Source organism: Flavobacterium sp. (genome assembly GCF_043722275.1).
Lineage (GTDB): Bacteria > Bacteroidota > Bacteroidia > Flavobacteriales > Flavobacteriaceae > Flavobacterium.
Genome location: NZ_JAYSPC010000073.1, coordinates 1 through 20,242, shown reverse-complemented (window position 1 = coordinate 20,242; position 20,242 = coordinate 1). Strand labels below are relative to the sequence as shown.

The window sequence follows — 20,242 nt, the reverse complement described above, 5'->3', positions numbered from 1 at the left end:
GATGAAAGAGCAATACGATGTTGTAATTGTGGGCAGCGGTTTAGGCGGATTAGTCTCGGCAATTATTCTGGCGAAAGAAGGTTATCGCGTTTGTGTGCTTGAAAAAAATAATCAATACGGCGGAAATCTGCAAACTTTTGTACGTGATAAAACTATTTTTGATACCGGAATTCATTACATCGGAGGTTTAGGCGAAGGACAAAATTTATATAAATATTTCAAGTATTTGGGAATTATGGATCATCTTAATCTTAAAAAATTAGATGAAAATGGTTTCGACGTTATCTCTTTTGAAGATGATGAAAACGAATATCCTCATGCACAGGGATATGATAATTTTGCGAATCAATTAGTGCATTTTTTCCCTGACGAAAAAGCAAATATCGAAGACTATTGCAAAAAAATTAAAGCAATCTGTGAATGTTTTCCGCTGTATAATTTAGAATGGGACGGCAAATATGATAATGAAATTTTAAGTCTTAATGCTAAAGAAACGATCGAGGAATGTACTCAGAATGAAAAATTAAAAGCCGTTTTATCCGGTTCAAATTTTTTGTACGCCGGCATTGCTGACAAATCACCTTTTTACGTTCATGCGCTTTCGGTCAACTCATACATTCAAAGTTCATGGCGTTGTATAAATGGCGGAAGTCAGATCACGAAGCAACTTTTAAAACAGCTTAAAAAACACGGTGGGGAATTTTATAAATACAAAGAAGTTACCAAATTTAATGTTGAAGATAAAAAAGTAACTTCGGTCGACATGAAAGACGGAACTCAGGTTTCTGGTTCTTATTTTATTTCGAATATTGAACCAAAAACTACGCTTAAACTGGCTGGCGAAGAAAACTTTCGAAAGTCATTTTACAGCAGGGTTCAAAGTCTGGAAGGTGTTATTTCGGCGTTTAGTTTATACATCGTTTTTAAGCCGGAAACTTTTAAATACATCAATCACAATCATTATCATTTCAAAAAAAGTTCTGAAGTCTGGACGGCTCATGATTACGATGAAAATTCGTGGCCAAAAGCTTTTATGGCTTCTATGAATGCTTCGAAAAAACAGGAAGTTTGGGCTGAAGGAATGACTTTTATCACTTACATGAAATATGATGATGTCGCTTCGTGGATGAATACTTTTAATACAACCGTTGAAGAAAATGATCGTGGAGAAAGTTATGAGGAATTTAAATCTAGAAAAGCGGCTAAATTTTTAGATGAAATTGAGATAAAATTTCCAGGTATCAAAGATTGTATTCAATCGTTTCATACCTCGACACCACTCTCCTATCGCGATTACATTGGCGGAGATAACGGCAATATGTACGGTTATGTTAAAGATTCTAATAATCCAATGAAAACTTTGATTCCGTCAAAAACCAAGCTGGATAATTTATATCTTACGGGCCAAAGTATTAATATGCACGGCGTTTTAGGCGTTACGATTGGAGCGGTTGTAACTTGCTCAGAGATTCTTGGAAAAGAATATTTAGTGACTAAAATTAATCAGGCATCTGAATAAAATGTGGGAACATGACTTCGAAGCGAAAACATTAAATTTCTAATTTAGGAATTAAATTGTAATTTTGATTTCGACTTAAATTTGGTACAAAATCTCTATGAAAAATATTGACAAGAACAGTTTAGAAAATGCATATCGATTATTTGAATCGAATGATATAGACAAAATAGAAGTTGGCACAACCAAAGGTTTTAAGGCAATTCACCATTATTTATTTCATCATTTATATGATTTTGCCGGAGAAATAAGAAAACTCAATATTTCAAAAGGTGGTTTTAGATTTGCAAATGCATTATATCTTAATGAAATTCTAGTGAAGATTGAGCAAATGCCAGAAAACAGTTTTGAAGAAATTATTGCTAAATATGTTGAGATGAATATTGCTCATCCTTTTATGGAAGGCAATGGCAGATCTATGAGAATATGGCTGGATATGATTTTAAAAAACCAACTCAATAAAGTTGTCAACTGGCAATTCGTTGACAAAACTCTTTATTTGCAGTCAATGGAAAGAAGCCCTATTAACGATTTGGAATTAAGAACTTTATTAAAGGAAAATCTAACTGACGAAGTTAACAATAGAGACGTTATTTTTAAAGGAATCGAACAGTCATATTACTATGAAGGTTATGAGAAAGATAACAATGAATAAGGCCTTTATTCTTGGATAGGTATGAAAAGCCCAATTAGATTCTTTTTTTTCGTTGGTTTTTTATTGATGTTGGCATCTTGCGGAACGTCAAAATCTATGCGTCATCAGCCTGAAATTTCTCAATATAATGCAACAAAACCTGTTGTTACAAAACAATCTGATAGTGTTTTTACTTCGGGAAAAAATTCGTTTTTAAAAAATAAACAAGGCATTTGGGAACTATATGTTGAAGGTGATCCGCTGGAAATTGGTCTCAATACAGGCGCTTTATCAGATTCTCTTTTAAAAAAACAAGAGCAGATATTTTTCTCTAAAATAAAGGATATTGTTCCGTCCAAATTTCAGCAAAAATTACTTCGGAATTTTCTAAAATGGTACAATCGAAAATTATATACGAATGTTCCTGACGAATATCAAACGGAGATTTTTGGTGTTTCGCAATATACCACACATGATTTTGACAACATTGCACCACAATATCAGCGCAGTTTGTACTTGCATGCCGCGCACGATATTGGTCACGCTTTGCAGGATTTGGCTTTGGTGGGCTGCTCCTCTTTTGCGGCTTGGGGAGAAAAATCTGGAGATGGAAATTTAATTCTGGGACGTAATTTTGACTTTTATGTGAATGACGCTTTCGCGGAAAATAAAATCGTTGCGTTTATAAATCCGAAAGATGGTCATCAATTTATGATGGTTACGTGGTCGGGAATGATTGGCGCCGTTTCCGGAATGAATGTAGAAGGTTTAACGGTTACAATTAATGCTTCGAAATCTAAAATTCCTTTGATTGCCAAAACGCCAATTTCGATTTTGACCCGTGAAATTTTACAGCATGCCAAGAATATTGAGGAAGCTATTGCAATTGCAAAAAAAAGTGAAGTCTTTGTTTCAGAATCTATTATGGTTGGAAGTGCGAACGATAATAAAGCTGTTTTGATAGAAGTTTCACCGAAAAAAATGGACGTTTACGAAGTTCCAAATAGTAATCAGTTATTTTGTTCGAATCATTTTCAGGGCGAAGATTTAAAAAACGAAAAACGAAATCAATCTCAAATTGCCAATAGTCATTCTGAATATCGCTTTGAAAGAATGCAGGAACTTTTTGCTGAAAATCCTAAAATCAATCCAAAAATTGCATCAGATATTTTAAGAAATAAAGAAGGTTTACAAAATATTGAATTGGGTTTTGGCAACGAAAAAGCGCTGAATCAATTGATGGCGCATCACGGCGTTATTTTTAAACCGAAAGAAAAACTGGTTTGGGTTTCGGCAAATCCATATCAATTAGGAGAATTTGTTTGTTATAACCTGGATTCTGTTTTTAAAGAAAGAAAAGCGAAAATAATTACGTCTTTTCAACAGAAAAATTTAAATATTCCAAAAGATCCGTTTTTAGAAACTATTCAATATAAAAACTATCAGAAGTTTAGAATTGAAGATGACAAAATAGATTTATGGCTCAAAAACAAAGAAGTTATTAGCCTTGAATTTATCCAACAATATCAATCCTTAAACCCTGATTATTGGGTTGTGTATTACAAAGCAGGGTTGTACTTTTATCAACAAAAAGAATACAAGCTTTCCCAAGCTAATTTTGAGAAAGCATTAACCAACGAAATTACAACTGTTCCTGACAAAAGAGCTATTGAAAAGTATTTAAAAAAAATCAAAAGAAAATTACAATGATTCCATTAATAGAAAAAGATTCTTTAGAACAAATTAAAAATTTTCAAGAGCAGAAATTAGCGGAACTTTTACACTATATAAGCGAAAATTCACCTTTTTATAAACGTCTTTTTGCTGGACAAAACATTGATATTTCGAAGGTTAAAACTCTTGAAGCTTTACAGCATTTACCTGTAACTACAAAGGAAGATTTACAGGAATATAACGATGATTTTCTGTGTGTTCCGCAAAACAAAATCATTGATTACGCTTCGACTTCGGGAACTTTAGGAGATCCTGTAACTTTTGGTTTAACGGATTCTGACTTAGACCGATTGGCTTATAATGAAGCTATTTCGTTTGCCTGCGCCGGAATTGCAGAAGGTGATGTCGTACAATTAATGACTACAATTGATAGAAAATTTATGGCCGGTTTGGCTTATTTTCTTGGATTACGAAAACTAAAAGTAGGTGTTATTCGTGTTGGCGCCGGAATTCCGGAATTGCAATGGGATTCTATTTTAAAATATAAACCTTCTTATTTAATTACTGTTCCGTCGTTTTTATTGAAGTTAATTGAATATGCGGAAGCGCACGGAATTGATTATAATAATTCAAGTATAAAAGGTGCAATTTGCATTGGAGAATCGCTAAGAAATCAGGATTTTTCGATGAATATTTTGTCCAATAAAATCACTGAAAAGTGGAATATTAAGTTGTTTTCGACCTATGCTTCGACAGAAATGAGCACTGCTTTTACAGAATGTGAGCACGGAGTTGGTGGGCATCATCATCCGGAATTGATTATTGTCGAAGTGCTCGACGAAAATAATATTCCTGTAAAAGATGGAGAAATTGGCGAATTGACTTTTACTACTTTAGGTATTGAAGCCATGCCTTTATTGCGTTTTAAAACCGGAGATATTGTTCAATTACATAATAGTCCCTGCGCTTGCGGAAGAAATACTTTGCGGGTTGGTCCAGTTGTTGGGCGCAAAAAACAAATGATTAAATACAAAGGAACGACATTATATCCACCAGCGATGAACGATGTTTTGAGTGGTTTCGACAATATCGAAAATCATATTATCGAGATTTCTACTAACGATCTGGGAACGGATGAAATTGTGATAAAAATTGCCGTAAAAAATCAATCTACCGAATTTTTACAGGAAATCAAAGATCATTTCAGGGCTAAATTAAGAGTTACGCCAAAGATTGAATTCGCTTCAAAAGAAAGTTTGAATCCTTTGGTTTTTAACCCGATGAGTCGAAAACCGATTCGGTTTTTTGATTATAGAGTTTAGGAAAAAGCTACAAAGTTGCAAAGGTTCATAGGGACAATGGGTATAATCTATTTTCCAAAAGGTCTTCTATGTATCATTTCGACTAAAGGAGAAATCACATCCAGGGAGCACACACTGTATGTTAGTTTCTAGTGTGATTTCTCCCTACGATCGAAATGACAAAATTGTGGTTACACTTTGAAAAGATGGATTAAAATCCATCTCTACAATATATTTTGTTCCTCCGGAACTCTTTAAAATTTGGTTTCTCATAGAAATTGAAAATGATAGGATGGTATTCAAACTTTGTGAAAAAATTATCCATTTTCATTAAATGAACTTATATAACTTATATGGTTTAAAAACCTTTCAACCTTTGTTGCTCTGAACCTTTGAACCTCAATTTGGTACAAATTAAACTAAATGTTGTAATTTTGCACAAAATATTGAAGATGGTCAAGATTGGCAACATAGAATTACCCGAATTTCCTTTATTACTTGCTCCGATGGAAGATGTGAGCGATCCGCCGTTTCGCAGATTATGCAAAATGCATGGCGCTGACATGATGTATTCTGAATTTATTTCATCAGAAGGATTAATTCGTGATGCTATCAAAAGTAGAATGAAGTTGGATATTTTTGATTATGAACGTCCGGTTGGAATTCAGATTTTTGGCGGAGATGAAGAAGCAATGGCGCTTTCGTCTAAAATTGTTTCTACTGTAAAACCGGACTTGGTTGATATTAATTTTGGTTGTCCGGTAAAAAAAGTGGTTTGCAAAGGTGCCGGAGCGGGAGTTTTGAAAGATGTAGATTTGATGATTCGTTTGACAAAAGCGGTTATCAGAAGTACGGATTTACCTGTAACTGTAAAAACACGTTTGGGTTGGGATGAAAGCTCTATCAATATTGATGAAGTTGCAGAAAGACTTCAGGATATTGGTGTTCAGGCTTTAACAATTCACGCCAGAACCCGCGCACAAATGTATAAAGGTCACGCCGATTGGTCGCATATTGCACGTGTAAAAAACAATCCGAGAATTACAATGCCTATTTTTGGAAATGGTGATATCGACAGCCCTGAAAAAGCATTAAAATATAAAAACGAATACGGTATTGACGGAATCATGATTGGCCGCGCTGCAATTGGTTATCCCTGGATTTTTAACGAAATCAAGCATTATTTTAAAACCGGAGAACATTTGCCTGCTCCAACTGTTGCTGATCGTGTAGAAGCCGCCAGAAATCATTTAATGTGGTCAATGGAATGGAAAGGTGAACGTTTAGGAATTGTTGAAATGCGCCGTCATTATACTAATTATTTTAAAGGAATTCATTCGTTTAAAGAATACAAACAAAAACTGGTAACGACTGATGAACCTGAAAATTTGTTTGCCATTATGAAAGAAATTGAACAGGTTTATGCCGGATATGAATTTGTTTAAATAATCTTTCTCAAATTTAACTTTGACAAATATGTAAATACAAAAGACCTTCAAAATTTTTGAAGGTCTTTTTTGTTTATGATTGTTCTTTTTACTTAACTGCTTCTAATATCTTTTCTGCTATTTCCTGTTGTCCCTTTTCAGTAGAAATATAATTTATATCATTTATATTCGATAAATATCCTATTGCTAAAGTCATTGCGGGACAAGTGGCATTTTTTAAAATGTAAAATGAAGCTTCTGTAACCTGTCCTTTTGAAAAGTAATTACCCGCTACTTTGTCAATTACAATTTCAGCATTTGCTTTTGACTGGTCATAAAATTTCTTGTTTGAAGAAATATAAGCATTGACACCATTAGATGTAAAACTTGATGAAGAATTGATATGTAATGAAATTACCAAACTTGGATTTAGATTGTTGATGATTGAAACCCTTTCGCTTAATGCCATATCTTTATCGCCTTCACGAATTAAGACAATTTCGAGATTTTCATTTTTATTTTGTTTCTTAATATCCTGGGCAATAGCTTCAACAATTGTTTTTTCCTGCAATCCATACATATCAGCTCCTAAATCTTTACCGCCATGACCTGCATCAATTATAATAATCCTTTTTGCTTCTAAAGGCATGAATGCGAAACATCCCATTAAAATAACAACTGAGCATAGGAATGCTACAACTTTAATTCTGGTTTTCATATAATTTGTTTTGGCTACAGGTTTAAACGAATATTTTTAAGAAATATTGCGCAAATCTAAACCTCAATTCGTTTCCACTTTCCTCTTTTATAAAAGAAAATACTCGCTAATGTTATCGCTGTTTCTGCAACTGGAATTGCGATAAAAACACCTTTTGGTCCCATATTAAAATGTTTCGCTAAAATATATGCTAACGGAATTTGGAACAACCAAAAACCAAAGAAATTAATTCCTGTTGGCGTCCAGGTATCTCCTGCTCCGTTGAAAGTATTGATTAAAACCATTCCGATTCCGTAAAAGATAAAACCGATACTCATGATTTGCAGAGCTTCGACGGCGATTGTTTTTACCAATTCATCATTCGTAAAAAACGCGACAATATATTTTCCTAAACATAATGTAACCACCATGATTGTTGCCATAAAAATGACATTGTATTTGGCGGTAGTATAAACTGATTTTTCGGCGCGATCGATTTGTTTCGCTCCTAAATTTTGTCCTACTAATGTTGCAGCAGCATTACTTAATCCCCAAGCGGGAAGAATAAAAAACATCATAATTCTTAATGCAGTTTGATATCCTGCTGATCCATGATCTCCTCCGGTCGTTGCTACTAATTGTGCCAAAAATATCCAACTGCAAGACGCGATTACAAATTGCAAAACTCCGGGAGCGGCAATTTTAACTAATGCTTTTATCTGTTTGAAATCAGGTGCGAAATAAGAAATTTTAATTTTCAAGACTCCATTTCCAAAAAACAAATGATACAATTGGTATATTACTCCAACGCTTCTTCCTAAAGTTGTGGCAATGGCTGCTCCCGTTAATCCAAAAGCTGGAATTGGTCCGAAACCGTTAATTAATACCGGACATAATATGATGTTACAAATATTAGCCAACCAAAGACTTTTCATGGCAATTGCAGCATTTCCGGCTCCACGAAATATTCCGTTAATCAAAAATAAAAGCATGATAACCAGGCTTGAGCCTATCATAATTTGCGTAAAGATGTAACCATGTTCAGCTGCTTGTACAGATGCGCCCATGAAAATCAGAATTTCTTTAGCATAAATAACTCCTAAAATACTGATTATGCTGATAATTAAAAATGCGACTATAATAGCCTGCATTCCTGCTTTTGCAGCAGCAACAGGATCTTTTTCGCCAATTCGTCGTGCTACAACTGCTGTTGCTGCCATACTCATTCCTATTGCTACTGAATATATTATAGCAAGTACGGATTCGGTTAAACCAACTGTTTGAATAGCAAAACTGCTATGTTCTAAATGTCCGACGAAATATAAATCGACTAAAGCAAAAACCGATTCCATCATCATTTCTAAAACCATTGGAATGGCTAATAGAATAACTGCTTTTTTGATGCTTCCTGCTGTATAATCAAAAGATTCATCTCCTTTGATTGCTTGTTTTAAAGTGGTATAAATTTTAGAAAATAAACTTTTCTGTATTGGTTCTGTCATGATGAGTTAGGATAAATGATAAAATTGGTCCAGATTCAATAATCTGAACTGAAGAAAAATAAACGTAAGTATCCTAATTATTCGAAGAAATAAAATAGGATTAGGCAGAAACAATCATACTCTGTAGTTTTTGAGAGCATAAATATAAGTAATATTTTTTAGGAAGAAATATTAATCTAATAACTTTTTTCTTACTCGGCTGCTGGCAATTAACGAAGCCACAAAACCAAGTGTAACAATCGTTCCCATTACTATAAGTACGTTTTCAAGGTTGAAAACTACCGGATATGCTAATGTTGGCGTAAGCATAATCAAGTTAAAATGTTGTTGAATTACAACTAAAATGATTCCTAATATAAGTCCAATTATGCCTCCAAAAACACTTAACAATGTTCCCTGAAGAAGGAATATTTTTCGCAGACTATTGATTTCTGTTCCAAGATTAAAAAGGGTTTTTAAGTTTCCTTTCTTTTCTAAAATCATCATAATCAATGCTCCAACTAAATTAAAAAGTGCTACAATAATTACTAACGTAAAAATGAGGTAAACAACTATGTTTTCGGTATTGAGCATTTTATACAAAGACTCGTTAAGTTGTGCTCTGTTTTTTATTGTGATTTTGTTTTTGAAAATTGTTTTTAGCTGGGAACTAATAGCATTTTCATTTGCGTTTTCTTTCAGTTTAAATTCGATTCCTGAAATTTGATTGGGCTTGTACATTAATAATTCTTGTGCTAAACCCAAATCTGCAAACACGTATTTTGAATCTAAATCTTCACTGATCGAATAAATTCCAACTGGTAAAACCTCTGTTTTATTAAAAGCTTCATCGGGATTTTCAATTGCTCCTTTTCCGGGTTTAGGCGCGAATATTTGTAACGGATTTTCAAAATCAAGAATTCCCATTGAAAAATCCTGAGCAATTCCGTAACCTATTACAACCTGATAAGTATCGGGTTTTAGCCAGTCTCCGTTAAAAAGTTTTTTCCTGATATTGTTAACTACGGGATAATTCGTGTCAACACCTTTTAGATAGGTAACTTGTTGTTTGTCCTTGAATAAAAACAAAACGCGCTCTTCGATAATTTTGGTATAGGAAGCGACACCGTCAATTTTTTTAAGTTCATTTTGTTGTTCCGGTGAAATTAAAAATGATTTTCCGTAGGTACTTGTGATTTTTAAATCGGGATCTATTTCGTTTGTAAACGAAAGACTAAAAACCTTTAATCCGCTAAAAACGGATAAAACTACAAACAAAGCCATTGTGCCAACAATAATTCCCATGCTGGCAATGCGATTAATAATATTGATAGCATTGTTTTTACTTCTGCTAAAAATATAACGTTTGGCTATGTAAAGGGGGAAATTCAATTTATAATTTTCTTCTTTTGTCTAAAAGATCACGATTTTCAATTGGATTTTCTCTATTTGATAAAGCGTTATCAATTTTTTCGATATAATCTAATGAGTCATCGATAAAAAATACCAGGTTTGGTACGCGACGTAATTGTAAACGTACACGTTGCGATAAATCGTGTTTGATTAAAGTACTGTTTGATTTTATTCCTTCTAAAGTTTCCTTTGCTTTCTCTTGTGGAAAAATGCTTAAATAAACTGTTGCCACAGATAAATCTGAAGTAACACTAACTTTGGATACGGAAATTACCAAATTATTAATTCCGTTTTTTCTCACTTCACCTTGCAAAATATCAACCAAATCTTTTTGGATGACACCGCCTATTTTTTTCTGTCTATTTGTTTCCATTGTGCAAAAATACTATTTTAAAATTCAAACCATACAATTTCGATATGATTAATCACAAAAAAGGGAGCTAATTAGCTCCCTTTTTTATTTATATTATAACTTTAATTATCTGTTTTGCAACCATCCTTCCGGATTGTTATTTGTTGTATTTTGAAGAATCAAAAACTTAATGATTGTTTTTCCTGTGTCTCCACTTGTTCTTACTTTTCCAATAATTTGTTTCACTTTTACTTTATCACCCTGGTCAACAGATACCTGACTTAAGTTTTGATATACTGTAAAGTAATCTCCATGCTGAATAAAAACAGCTCTGTTTACAGGAGATAAGGCTATAACTTTTGATACTACTCCTTCAAATACGGCGCGTGCACTTGCTCCTTGTTCCGTAGTAATCTCTACTCCTGAATTATGAACGGTTAGTGTAGGATATAATGGATGCGGCTGATCTCCGTAACCAAGCGATATAAATCCTTTTTCTACCGGCCAAGGCAGTTTTCCTCTGTTTGCTTTAAAATCAGCAGCTAAAATTTTACCTTCCGGCGTTAATGTAATTCTGTCTGATGAATAACTTTTAGGTGCTGCCGCTTCTGCTTTCTCAGCTTCGGTAGCTTTCCCTTCTGCAATTCTTTTACGTCTCTCTTCTTCTGCTCGTTGATTGGCTAATCTAATTTGTTCACGAATCAGATCTTTAATTTTAGAGTCTATTCTTCTTGATTCCTGCTGCTTAGATTTTGTATCTGCAATAATTTTATTTTTATCCTTTTTAATTGAATTAACTAATTTTTGCTGTTCTTGTTTTTCAACTTCTAAACTTTGCTTTTCCTTTTGGTTTTCAGCAATAATTTTTTTCTTAACAGTTCTCTGCCCATCTAATCTTGCATTATAATCTACTAATTCTGCTGTTTTAGATTGAATTTCTAAACCTTGATTTTTTCTGAAATTGGTATATTGCTTTAAATATTGTGCTCGTTTATATGCTTGTAAAAAACTTTCTGAAGATAAAATAAACATGGCTCTGCTTTGTTCAGATCTACTTTTATAGGATTTCAAGATCATTTTTGAATAATCTGCTTTCAGTACTGCCAATTCTTTTTTAAGTTTATTAACCTTCACTTGGTTAATATACATATCATTGCTTAAAAGTTTTTCTTGTTTTGCCGTAGTATTAATCAGTTTCTCTTTCAGTTTAATTTTATTCGCCTGAATTAAAAAAACATTTACTGCTGATTTTTCTTTCTTCTTTACAGACTGCAACATTTTTTCGTTGTCTCTAATTTCCTGCTGAATCTGAGCTTTTCGCTGTTCAAGTTTTTCTTGTTGCGAATCTTGCGCCCACATAAATGTTGTGGCACATATAAAAATTAGGCTTAGGAGAAATTTTGGCATGTTTATATTTTCTTTTTGCAAATTTAGTTAATTATAACTTTTTTATAACCACTTGGCACACTATAAGGGAAAGAAAGTTCCTCATTAAATGAAATTGTACTGTAATTCAAATTAATATTGGTTTTCCCTTTTGGCTGAGTTGCATTTATTTCAATACTTGTTGGCAATATTCCCTGATTAAAAACTTTAGTGTCAGCATATGAAATTTCTAACATTCTGTTTTCAGATGGTTGTGAAATCTCTTCTTTTTGCAGCAAATATTTATCTGCATCTAAGTAGAAGGATTTTTTCAATTTAGTATCTTTTTGATCTTCTAAACGAAAAAGATTTTCTACAATTGTTTGTGTATATTTTCCTTTTCTTAAATCATCCAGCGCTTCTCCAACTAATAAGTTCTGAACCTTGTTATAATCTAATTCTGTTCCCAGCCATTTACTTAAACTTGTAAAATCACCTTCGTAATATGTACTGCTTATTTTTTCGTAATAACTTACTGTTGTTGGAGTTATCAATGCTTTTGCCATTGTGATTCCTAAGAAACGAACACTTACTAAAATCTGTTTGTCTTTCTCGATTTTAATTTCGGCAGTAACATTCTGACTTTGTTTTTCGTCAACATATTTTGCTGCGGCTTTTATGTATAAAGTCGAAAAATCTAACTTGTTGTCGTAATGTTTTTCGATTGCTTTTTTATCTTCTTTTGCAACTTCAGGGTTGCCGGTACTATTTTGTACTGCTACTGCTTTTGATTTACACGAAACCATAAAAGCTGTTACTAATATTAGTGCTATATATTTTTTCATCTGGATTTAGTCTTTATTTTTTTTTCTTTAATAATTCATTTGCCTTCAAAAAGTATTCCTCTTTTTTCTTTGCGTCTCCTAAACCATTATAAGATTCTCCTAATTGTATATTAAAATTCGCTTCGAGCGTTTTATCATCGACTACATAATCGAGTCCCATTTCTAAAACGGTTTTTGCATTTTTAAATTGTTTTAACTGATTGTTTCCTAATCCGGCGTAATAATAAAATTGCGGCTGACTTGGATAAACTTCAATCATATTCATGGCTCTTTTTGTCATCGGTTCAAATTGTTTTGCTTGTGTATAAGCTTCAAGCAATAACAAATTTGTTTCGCGATCTGTATCTGAATTTGTTTTTAAATCTTTCTCATAATATTTGATCGCATTCTCAAACTGACCTTTACTGTGATAAAACTTTCCTATTTCTTTTGCAACATCTACTTCTTTATCATTATCAAAATAGGCGATGGCTTTTTCTAAATCCGGAGCGTATTGTGGATTTTTATTTGCATAAATCAAAAATTCATTTAAGGTTCTGTGTTTTATTTTTGAATCAATTTTTGAACTCGATAAAATTACATTCATCGATTTAATTGCTTTATCCGCCTGATTTGAATCTAAGTATACTTTGAACATACTTACTTGTCCCCATTCTGAAGTTGGAATTTCCTTCGCCAATTGTTTCGCAACATCTAAAGCTTTATCTGTTTCATCGGCTTTTGAATATAAAAAGATCAGATTTACATAATTGGATTCTTCTTTCGGATGCTGTTTTATCTGATCTATCAAATTTGTAATTTCGGCATTTTGATATTTTCCCTGAGATAAAATCTGCAATTTGTAGCGATCACGATCTTCTGATTTTCCAAATTTGTCGTTCATTTCATTGATTGACAAAAGTGCTTTATCAAATTGATTGGTAATCATGTACAACGAAATCAAATCATCTTTATACTCTTCATCAAAAACAATTATTTTCTGAATAGTTTCAATCGCCAAAGGATAATTTTTGGTTTGAAAACTTACATCATAAATCCCTAACCAATACCATTTATTTTTTGGATCTAACTGAGTTGCTTTTTCAAATGAATCCTGTGCACTTTGATATTGTTTTAACGAAAGATAATTTTTCCCTAATTCAAAATAAGCAACGGCGTCATTTGGTTTTAGCTTTATACATTTTTCTAATGATACAATGGCTTTATCATAATTCTCAATTCCTTTTTGTTTTAAAGATTCATAAAAAGAGTCCTGATATTGATCTGTTGCCATAGCAATATCTTCCGGTTCGGTTTGAGCCATAATCGAAGTTGTACTGCAAAGCAAAACTGATAATAAAATTATTAAAACTCCTTTTTTCATCATTACATAATTTCCGTTTAATTTACCATTTTTTATTCTAAAACAGAGTAATCTCCTATACTAATACTCGTAAATTTGCCATCATAAACAACGTGATTTCCTATCATTGCATTATCTAAGTTCGCATTTTTTATTTGAGAATATGTTTGTACCAAACTGTTTTTGATCGAACTGTCAATTACATGACATCCTTTTCCTAGAGAAACATTTGGTCCAACTGTTGCGTTTTTCAACACTACATTTTCACCAATATAACATGGAGGAATAATTGTTGAGTTGTCTAACGTAACATCATAATCTACTAAATGTTCTCCGTCATTGTGCAAAAATCCTAACATTCTGGAATTTGTTTCTACGGTTACGTCTTTGTTTCCGCAATCCATCCATTCGTCAACGCTTCCGGTTTTAAAAACTTTACCATTCGCCATCATCGCTTTAATTCCGTCATTGATTTGATATTCTCCACCATTCTGGATATTGTTATCCAAAACTCCTTGAAGTTCTTTTTTCAAATCTCCAACTTCTTTGAAATAGTAGATTCCGATAACGGCTAAATCGCTTACGAATTCTTTTGGTTTTTCAACCAATTCTACAATTTCATTATTTGAATTTAATTTTACAACTCCAAAAGCTTCTGGCTGTTCTACTTGTTTTACCCAAATTACAGCATCAGCCGCAGGATCTAATTCAAAATCTGCTCTGATCAAAGTATCTGCGTAAGCAATAACTGCCGGACCTGATAATGAATCTTTGGCGCACATAATGGCGTGACCGGTTCCTAAAGGTAAATCCTGACGGTAAATTGAAGCTTTTGCTCCTAAACTTCCTGCCAGTTCTTCCAGACTTGTAACAAGATCTTCGCCAAAAAATGCTTCGTCTCCTAAAATAAAAGCAACTTCTTCGATTGGTTGTTTTAATATTGTAGCAATATCTTCGACTAAACGGTGTACGATAGATTTTCCCGCAACCGGAATTAATGGTTTAGGAACTGTTAATGTATGTGGCCTAAGTCTTGATCCTCGACCTGCCATTGGAACGATTATTTTCATTTTGTTTTTTTATTTTTACCGCAAAGTTCGCAAAGTGTATTCGCAAAGATCGCTAGGTTTATTCATTTTATTTTTTAAGAATGCAAATTACAGAAACTGATTACTGTAACTGCGACTGAAAACTATTTTACCGCAAAGTTCGCAAAGGTTTTTCGCAAAGTTTACTAAGTTTATTCATTTCATTTTTAAGGTCGCAAAGTTCAGAAAATGAAAAATGCGACTGAAAACTGTTTACTGCGACTGCGACTGAAAACTATTTTAACGCAAAGTTCGCAAAGGTCTTTCGCAAAGTTCACTAAGTTTATTCATTACATTTTTAAGGTCACCAAGTTCAGAAACTGAAAAATGCGACTGAAAACTATTTTACCGCAAAGTTCACAAAGGTTTTTCGCAAAGTTTACTAAGTTTATTCATTTCACTTTTAAGTCATAAAGTACAGAAACTGACTACTGAGAATGAGACTGAAAACTGAGACTGAAAAACTATTTCACCCCTGTACTTCCAAATCCGCCTTCGCCTCTTGAGGTTTCCGAAAGTTCTGTAACTTCCATCCATTCTGCTCTTTCGTGTTTAGCAATAATTAATTGTGCAATTCGTTCTCCGTTTTCGATTACGAATTCTTCATTTGATAAATTTACTAAAATTACGCCTATTTCTCCTCTATAATCGGCATCGACCGTTCCGGGAGAATTTAAAACCGTTACGCCTCTTTTTGCTGCTAATCCGCTTCTTGGTCGAACTTGTGCTTCGTAACCAATTGGTAATTCTATAAAAAGTCCCGTTTTTACAATGGTTCTTTCTAATGGTTTTAACGTAATAGATTCAGTTAAATTGGCACGTAAATCCATTCCTGCCGAAGCAATTGTTTCGTAGTTTGGTAAAGCGTGCTGTGATTTGTTGATTATTTGTATTTTCATTTTTTATTTTAAAAAGATTAAAAAGTAAAACTACTTTCTATTCATAATTGCTTTGATTGTTTCTTTTTCGTTGTGGTAAACAAAATACATGAAGGCTAATAATAACGGAACTCCCACGAAATAATTTTCTCTAAATCCATAGAAAGAAATAGCCGAAAACACGATTGAGATTCCTAAATAAGCGCCAATTTTGTTCATGTCATAAGGTATCGGATAATATTTATTTCCTAAAACATATGATATTAACATCATACTTCCGTAAGCCGAAATAGTGGCAATTGCTGAACCGTAGTAACTGTATTTTGGAATTAAAAAATAGTTTAAAACCAAGGTTACAATTGCGCCAACAATTGAAATATAGGCTCCAATTTTTGTTTGGTCTGTCAGTTTATACCAAACCGATAAGTTGTTGTAAATTCCTAAAAAGAAGTTCGCCAAAATAATTAACGGAACTACTTTCATCGCTTCCCAATAGGCTTTATTGTCAAGCAGAAGGTATTTTAAAACATCGGCAAAAACAATTACTCCTAATAATATTAAGGAACCCAGGATAACGAAATATTTTGTGATTACTGCATAAGTTTGTGGGGCATTTGCGCTTTTAGCGTGGCTGAAAAAGAAAGGTTCTATACCTAATCTAAAAGCCGTTGCGAATAAAACCATAAATAATCCTAACTTATAACAAGCAGAATATGCTCCAACTTCTGACTTTGCAAGATTTTCAGGTAACAAATATCCTAATAGAATTTTATCGAAATGTTCGTTTACTGCAAATGCAAGTCCGGCAACCAAAATTGGTAAACCATATTTCATCATCTTTTTCCAAAGTATTGGATCGAATTTTTTTCCAAGTGAAAGATAATTCGGCGAAAGCACTATAAAAGTGGCTAAACTTGCTAATAGATTTGCGATGAAAATATAAGCGATTTGGAAATTCTCTACATATAAATTATCCCAAACCGAGTTAGGATTTGAAGCCGCAAGTGTAGGCAGATACATTAAGAAGAATATGTTCAGTAATAAATTAATTACCACATTCCCAATTTTAATTGCTGCATAAACCATTGGTCTCTGGTTCGCTCTTAATTTAGAAAATGGTATTAAAACCAAAGCATCAAGAACTAAAATCCAAACCGTATAGGTTATATATTGTACATCAACATCTGCCAGATTTGCAAGTGTGTTTCTAAAAATCAAAGCGACAAATAAGAAAACAATCGACGACCAGAATATTGATATTGTCGAAGTTGCAATTACGTTTTTCTTGTCTTCTTCGGCACTGTAAAATCTAAAAAATGCAGTTTCCATTCCGTAAGAAAGTACCACGTTAAAGAAAACCATCCATGACAAAACGATCGAAACCTCGCCATATTCTGCTGTTGGTAAAATACCAGTATATAATCTTACCAATAAAAAACTTAGCATTCTCGGCAAAACCGTTGCTAATCCGTAAATAGCAGTTTGTTTGAACAGATTTTTATATAATCCCAAAATATATGTGTAATAAAGTTTATGGAACAAAAATAACCAATTCTTTGGTTTATTGTTGATTTTGCTGGTTCAATAAAAAAACTTGGCTTTAATTTTAGTGTGTTAATTTGTTTTCATCTAAAATTTTGACAAAATGAAAGCCTTTTGGTCCATAACCTTGATTATAATAGAATCTATGCGCGGCAAAATTTCCTGTAAAAGCATCTAAAACTATGCTGCTGCAATCTAAATCTATTGCTTTTTGTTCGATATAATCTGTCAATAATTTTCCTATTCCTTTCGAGCGATAGTTTGGGTTTACTACAAAATTATCTATTTCAAGATATTTTCCTGTCCATAATTTAGTAGAAGACCAGCAACCTGTGATTCCTACGCAAATATCTTCATCAAAAACTCCAATTTGGATATAGTTATGAGGAACCATTTCAGACAGATATGCTTCATATTTTTCAACAGATAAATTAGGATAAAGAAATCTCATTGTCTCTATCTGCGTCAGCATTGCTGCTATAGTAGTAAGCTCTTTTATTTGTAGTTTCATTGTATTAAAAATAGATTTCAAAAATACTTATTTTTTTCATTGTCTTTTATATAATTTAATACGTAATAATTAGTGCAGATGTGAAATCTATAATAAACTTTAAAAATTGTATAAATATAAAAAAGCACTTGTGTCTTAACTTTGTATCAAGGGAATGAGCAAAGCTAAAATACAACCCTTTCAAAAAAAGCAAAGCATTGGGACTAATAAAGCTAGTTTGTTCCCACAAAAGACAAAGCAAAGGGATTGATTCTGCTGAAATGTAACCCTCAAAAAAACAGAGCCCTGGGACTAATAAAGCTTGTTTGTTCCCATAAAAGACAAAGCAAAGGGATTGATTCTGCTGAAATGTAACCCTCAAAAAAACAGAGCATTGGGACTAATAAAGCTAGTTTGTTCCCACGAAAGACAAAGCGCTGCAGGGTGATAAATCTGCGAAATAATTTTATAAAATGGTACTGATTCTCAGTTTTTGGATAAATTGGGAATCACCATTTTATAAATCAAAATTCAAAAAAAACTAAAACTACTATATAAAAGTAAAAGAGCCGACAAATTATTTGTTGGCTCTTTTTTTTGTTTTGTATTTTCTTAACTATCTACAAGATTCCTAATGTTTAAAATAGAAGAGCCAGGCTTCTAAAAATGAAAATCAATTATAAAAAATAACCGACAATTACTTGTCGGTTATTTTTTATATATCTTAAATAAATTATCCGTTTAAAGCTTCTGCTCCACCAACGATCTCAAGGATCTCATTAGTAATAGATGCCTGACGCGCTTTATTGTAAGTCAATTTTAATTGGTTTCTTAATTCAGTTGCGTTGTCAGTTGCTTTGTGCATAGCTGTCATACGCGCTCCGTGTTCTGAAGCAAATGAATCGCGAATACCTTTGTACAATTGTGTTTTTAATGATTTAGGAATCAAAGTCAATACAATTTCTTCTTTTGAAGGCTCGAAAATATAATCTCCAGTTGAAACCGGTACATCAGATTTAATAGGAGCTAACGGTAAAAACTGTTCTGTTTGAACAATTTGTGTCGCAGCATTTTTAAACTGATTATAGATTAATTCGATTCTGTCGTATTCTCCTGATAAGAACTTTTCAGTTAAATTATCAGCAATTCCTGCAACATTTTCAAAAGTTAAATGATCAAAAATTGCATTATGATGACCGTGTACTTTGTGAGTTTTAGTTAAAACATCATTTCCTTTTTTACCAATAGCAAAAACATCAACTTGTTTTCCTGCATAAAATACAGTGCGGTTTTTAATCTCTTTAACTACATTCGTATTAAATGCTCCACATAAACCTCTGTTTGACGTTATAGCAACAAGCAATACTTTTTTTACTTCACGTTGTGTTGTGTAATCTCCTCCAACTTCACCATCAAGTGTAGCCGAAAGGTTTTGCAACAACTCTGTTAATTTCTCGGCATAAGGGCGCATTGCAGTGATTGCATCTTGTGCTTTCTTAAGCTTTGCAGCAGAAACCATTTTCATTGCCGATGTGATTTGCATCGTCGATGAAACGGAAGTAATTCTATTACGGATTTCCTTTAAATTTGCCATCTATTGATTAGAAAATGTGACAATTTGAAAATTAGATAATTAGAAGGATGTTAAGACATTTTCTAATTATCTAATTGACTAATTATCTTATTAATTATATTTTGCTGAAATTTCTTTTGCTGCTTTTTCAATAACATCAGTAATGTTGTCATCTAATTTCCCAGCTTTCAAAGCATTAAGCGTATCTTTATGTTTACTGTTTAAGTAAGCTAAGAAGTCAGCTTCAAACTCTTTTACTTTATTTACAGGAACGTTTCTTAATAAGTTTTTAGAACCAGCGTAAATAATAGCAACTTGATTTTCTACTGTATAAGGATCATTTAAACCTTGTTTCAAGATCTCAACGTTTCTTCTGCCTTTTTCAATTACGTTTAAAGTAACTGAATCCAAGTCAGAACCAAATTTAGCGAAAGCTTCTAATTCACGGAATTGAGCCTGATCTAATTTTAAAGTTCCTGAAACTTTTTTCATTGATTTAATCTGAGCATTACCTCCAACACGAGATACAGAGATACCTACGTTAATTGCAGGACGAACTCCAGAGTTGAACAAATCTCCATCAAGGAAAATCTGACCATCTGTAATCGAAATTACGTTTGTTGG

Annotated in this window: 17 protein-coding genes and 1 pseudogene; 5 read left to right on the top strand and 13 right to left on the bottom strand. The window is 32.9% G+C overall.

Annotated elements, in window-relative coordinates:
• The first annotated feature begins 1 nt into the window (after position 1).
• From ACHZDT_RS10030 to dusB, 5 genes are all read left to right on the top strand, one after another.
• Positions 2–1,519 (top strand): phytoene desaturase family protein, encoded by a 1,518-nt coding sequence (locus tag ACHZDT_RS10030; protein WP_394774485.1) that lies wholly within the window; start codon positions 2–4, stop codon positions 1,517–1,519.
• A gap of 97 nt (positions 1,520–1,616) precedes the next feature.
• The gene (fic, locus tag ACHZDT_RS10025) at positions 1,617–2,171 is read left to right on the top strand and encodes a protein adenylyltransferase Fic (protein ID WP_394774484.1); all 555 of its coding nucleotides are present in this window, start codon (positions 1,617–1,619) and stop codon (positions 2,169–2,171) included.
• A gap of 21 nt (positions 2,172–2,192) precedes the next feature.
• On the top strand, positions 2,193–3,860 hold the full coding sequence (locus ACHZDT_RS10020) for a C45 family autoproteolytic acyltransferase/hydolase (RefSeq protein WP_394774483.1): 1,668 nt from the start codon (positions 2,193–2,195) through the stop codon (positions 3,858–3,860).
• On the top strand, positions 3,857–5,146 hold the full coding sequence (locus ACHZDT_RS10015) for a phenylacetate--CoA ligase family protein (RefSeq protein WP_394774482.1): 1,290 nt from the start codon (positions 3,857–3,859) through the stop codon (positions 5,144–5,146). Before ACHZDT_RS10020 ends, ACHZDT_RS10015 begins: the two co-directional genes overlap by 4 nt.
• Positions 5,147–5,577: 431 nt before the next feature.
• Positions 5,578–6,570, top strand: coding sequence for a tRNA dihydrouridine synthase DusB (gene dusB / locus ACHZDT_RS10010; RefSeq protein WP_394774481.1), 993 nt, complete (start codon positions 5,578–5,580; stop codon positions 6,568–6,570).
• A 91-nt stretch (positions 6,571–6,661) separates the two neighbouring features.
• Here the strand turns inward: dusB and ACHZDT_RS10005 are convergent, their stop codons facing one another.
• From ACHZDT_RS10005 to ACHZDT_RS09945, 13 genes and pseudogenes are all read right to left on the bottom strand, one after another.
• The gene (locus ACHZDT_RS10005) at positions 6,662–7,270 is read right to left on the bottom strand and encodes an N-acetylmuramoyl-L-alanine amidase (protein ID WP_394774480.1); all 609 of its coding nucleotides are present in this window, start codon (positions 7,268–7,270) and stop codon (positions 6,662–6,664) included.
• Between the two features lie 56 nt (positions 7,271–7,326).
• Positions 7,327–8,751, bottom strand: a complete 1,425-nt coding sequence (locus ACHZDT_RS10000; RefSeq protein WP_394774479.1) for an MATE family efflux transporter — start codon at positions 8,749–8,751, stop codon at positions 7,327–7,329.
• A gap of 171 nt (positions 8,752–8,922) precedes the next feature.
• Positions 8,923–10,122, bottom strand: a complete 1,200-nt coding sequence (locus ACHZDT_RS09995; RefSeq protein ID WP_394774478.1) for an ABC transporter permease — start codon at positions 10,120–10,122, stop codon at positions 8,923–8,925.
• Position 10,123: 1 nt separating this feature from the next.
• On the bottom strand, positions 10,124–10,516 hold the full coding sequence (gene rbfA / locus ACHZDT_RS09990) for a 30S ribosome-binding factor RbfA (RefSeq protein ID WP_140503958.1): 393 nt from the start codon (positions 10,514–10,516) through the stop codon (positions 10,124–10,126).
• Between the two features lie 105 nt (positions 10,517–10,621).
• The gene (locus ACHZDT_RS09985; protein WP_394774477.1) at positions 10,622–11,902 is read right to left on the bottom strand and encodes a murein hydrolase activator EnvC family protein; all 1,281 of its coding nucleotides are present in this window, start codon (positions 11,900–11,902) and stop codon (positions 10,622–10,624) included.
• A gap of 23 nt (positions 11,903–11,925) precedes the next feature.
• Positions 11,926–12,705, bottom strand: coding sequence for a DUF4292 domain-containing protein (locus tag ACHZDT_RS09980; RefSeq protein WP_394774476.1), 780 nt, complete (start codon positions 12,703–12,705; stop codon positions 11,926–11,928).
• A 13-nt stretch (positions 12,706–12,718) separates the two neighbouring features.
• On the bottom strand, positions 12,719–14,068 hold the full coding sequence (locus ACHZDT_RS09975) for a tetratricopeptide repeat protein (protein ID WP_394774505.1): 1,350 nt from the start codon (positions 14,066–14,068) through the stop codon (positions 12,719–12,721).
• A 32-nt stretch (positions 14,069–14,100) separates the two neighbouring features.
• Complete coding sequence (locus tag ACHZDT_RS09970; RefSeq protein ID WP_394774475.1) at positions 14,101–15,117, bottom strand: sugar phosphate nucleotidyltransferase; 1,017 nt, start codon at positions 15,115–15,117, stop codon at positions 14,101–14,103.
• 482 nt (positions 15,118–15,599) lie between these two features.
• Complete coding sequence (dut, locus tag ACHZDT_RS09965; RefSeq protein ID WP_394774474.1) at positions 15,600–16,034, bottom strand: dUTP diphosphatase; 435 nt, start codon at positions 16,032–16,034, stop codon at positions 15,600–15,602.
• A 30-nt stretch (positions 16,035–16,064) separates the two neighbouring features.
• Complete coding sequence (locus tag ACHZDT_RS09960; protein WP_394774473.1) at positions 16,065–17,525, bottom strand: lipopolysaccharide biosynthesis protein; 1,461 nt, start codon at positions 17,523–17,525, stop codon at positions 16,065–16,067.
• 94 nt (positions 17,526–17,619) lie between these two features.
• Positions 17,620–18,066, bottom strand: coding sequence for a GNAT family N-acetyltransferase (locus ACHZDT_RS09955; RefSeq protein ID WP_394774472.1), 447 nt, complete (start codon positions 18,064–18,066; stop codon positions 17,620–17,622).
• Between the two features lie 712 nt (positions 18,067–18,778).
• On the bottom strand, positions 18,779–19,639 hold the full coding sequence (gene atpG, locus ACHZDT_RS09950) for an ATP synthase F1 subunit gamma (protein ID WP_394774471.1): 861 nt from the start codon (positions 19,637–19,639) through the stop codon (positions 18,779–18,781).
• A 90-nt stretch (positions 19,640–19,729) separates the two neighbouring features.
• Positions 19,730–20,242: pseudogene (locus ACHZDT_RS09945) on the bottom strand (F0F1 ATP synthase subunit alpha); the annotation flags it as partial.

Coding starts and splice junctions, on each gene's coding strand:
- ACHZDT_RS10030 (WP_394774485.1), top strand. CDS start 2: ATGAAAGAGCAATACGATGTTGTAATTGTGGGCAGCGGTTTAGGCGGA.
- fic (WP_394774484.1), top strand. CDS start 1,617: ATGAAAAATATTGACAAGAACAGTTTAGAAAATGCATATCGATTATTT.
- ACHZDT_RS10020 (WP_394774483.1), top strand. CDS start 2,193: ATGAAAAGCCCAATTAGATTCTTTTTTTTCGTTGGTTTTTTATTGATG.
- ACHZDT_RS10015 (WP_394774482.1), top strand. CDS start 3,857: ATGATTCCATTAATAGAAAAAGATTCTTTAGAACAAATTAAAAATTTT.
- dusB (WP_394774481.1), top strand. CDS start 5,578: ATGGTCAAGATTGGCAACATAGAATTACCCGAATTTCCTTTATTACTT.
- ACHZDT_RS10005 (WP_394774480.1), bottom strand. CDS start 7,270: ATGAAAACCAGAATTAAAGTTGTAGCATTCCTATGCTCAGTTGTTATT.
- ACHZDT_RS10000 (WP_394774479.1), bottom strand. CDS start 8,751: ATGACAGAACCAATACAGAAAAGTTTATTTTCTAAAATTTATACCACT.
- rbfA (WP_140503958.1), bottom strand. CDS start 10,516: ATGGAAACAAATAGACAGAAAAAAATAGGCGGTGTCATCCAAAAAGAT.
- ACHZDT_RS09985 (WP_394774477.1), bottom strand. CDS start 11,902: ATGCCAAAATTTCTCCTAAGCCTAATTTTTATATGTGCCACAACATTT.
- ACHZDT_RS09980 (WP_394774476.1), bottom strand. CDS start 12,705: ATGAAAAAATATATAGCACTAATATTAGTAACAGCTTTTATGGTTTCG.
- ACHZDT_RS09975 (WP_394774505.1), bottom strand. CDS start 14,068: ATGAAAAAAGGAGTTTTAATAATTTTATTATCAGTTTTGCTTTGCAGT.
- ACHZDT_RS09970 (WP_394774475.1), bottom strand. CDS start 15,117: ATGAAAATAATCGTTCCAATGGCAGGTCGAGGATCAAGACTTAGGCCA.
- dut (WP_394774474.1), bottom strand. CDS start 16,034: ATGAAAATACAAATAATCAACAAATCACAGCACGCTTTACCAAACTAC.
- ACHZDT_RS09955 (WP_394774472.1), bottom strand. CDS start 18,066: ATGAAACTACAAATAAAAGAGCTTACTACTATAGCAGCAATGCTGACG.
- atpG (WP_394774471.1), bottom strand. CDS start 19,639: ATGGCAAATTTAAAGGAAATCCGTAATAGAATTACTTCCGTTTCATCG.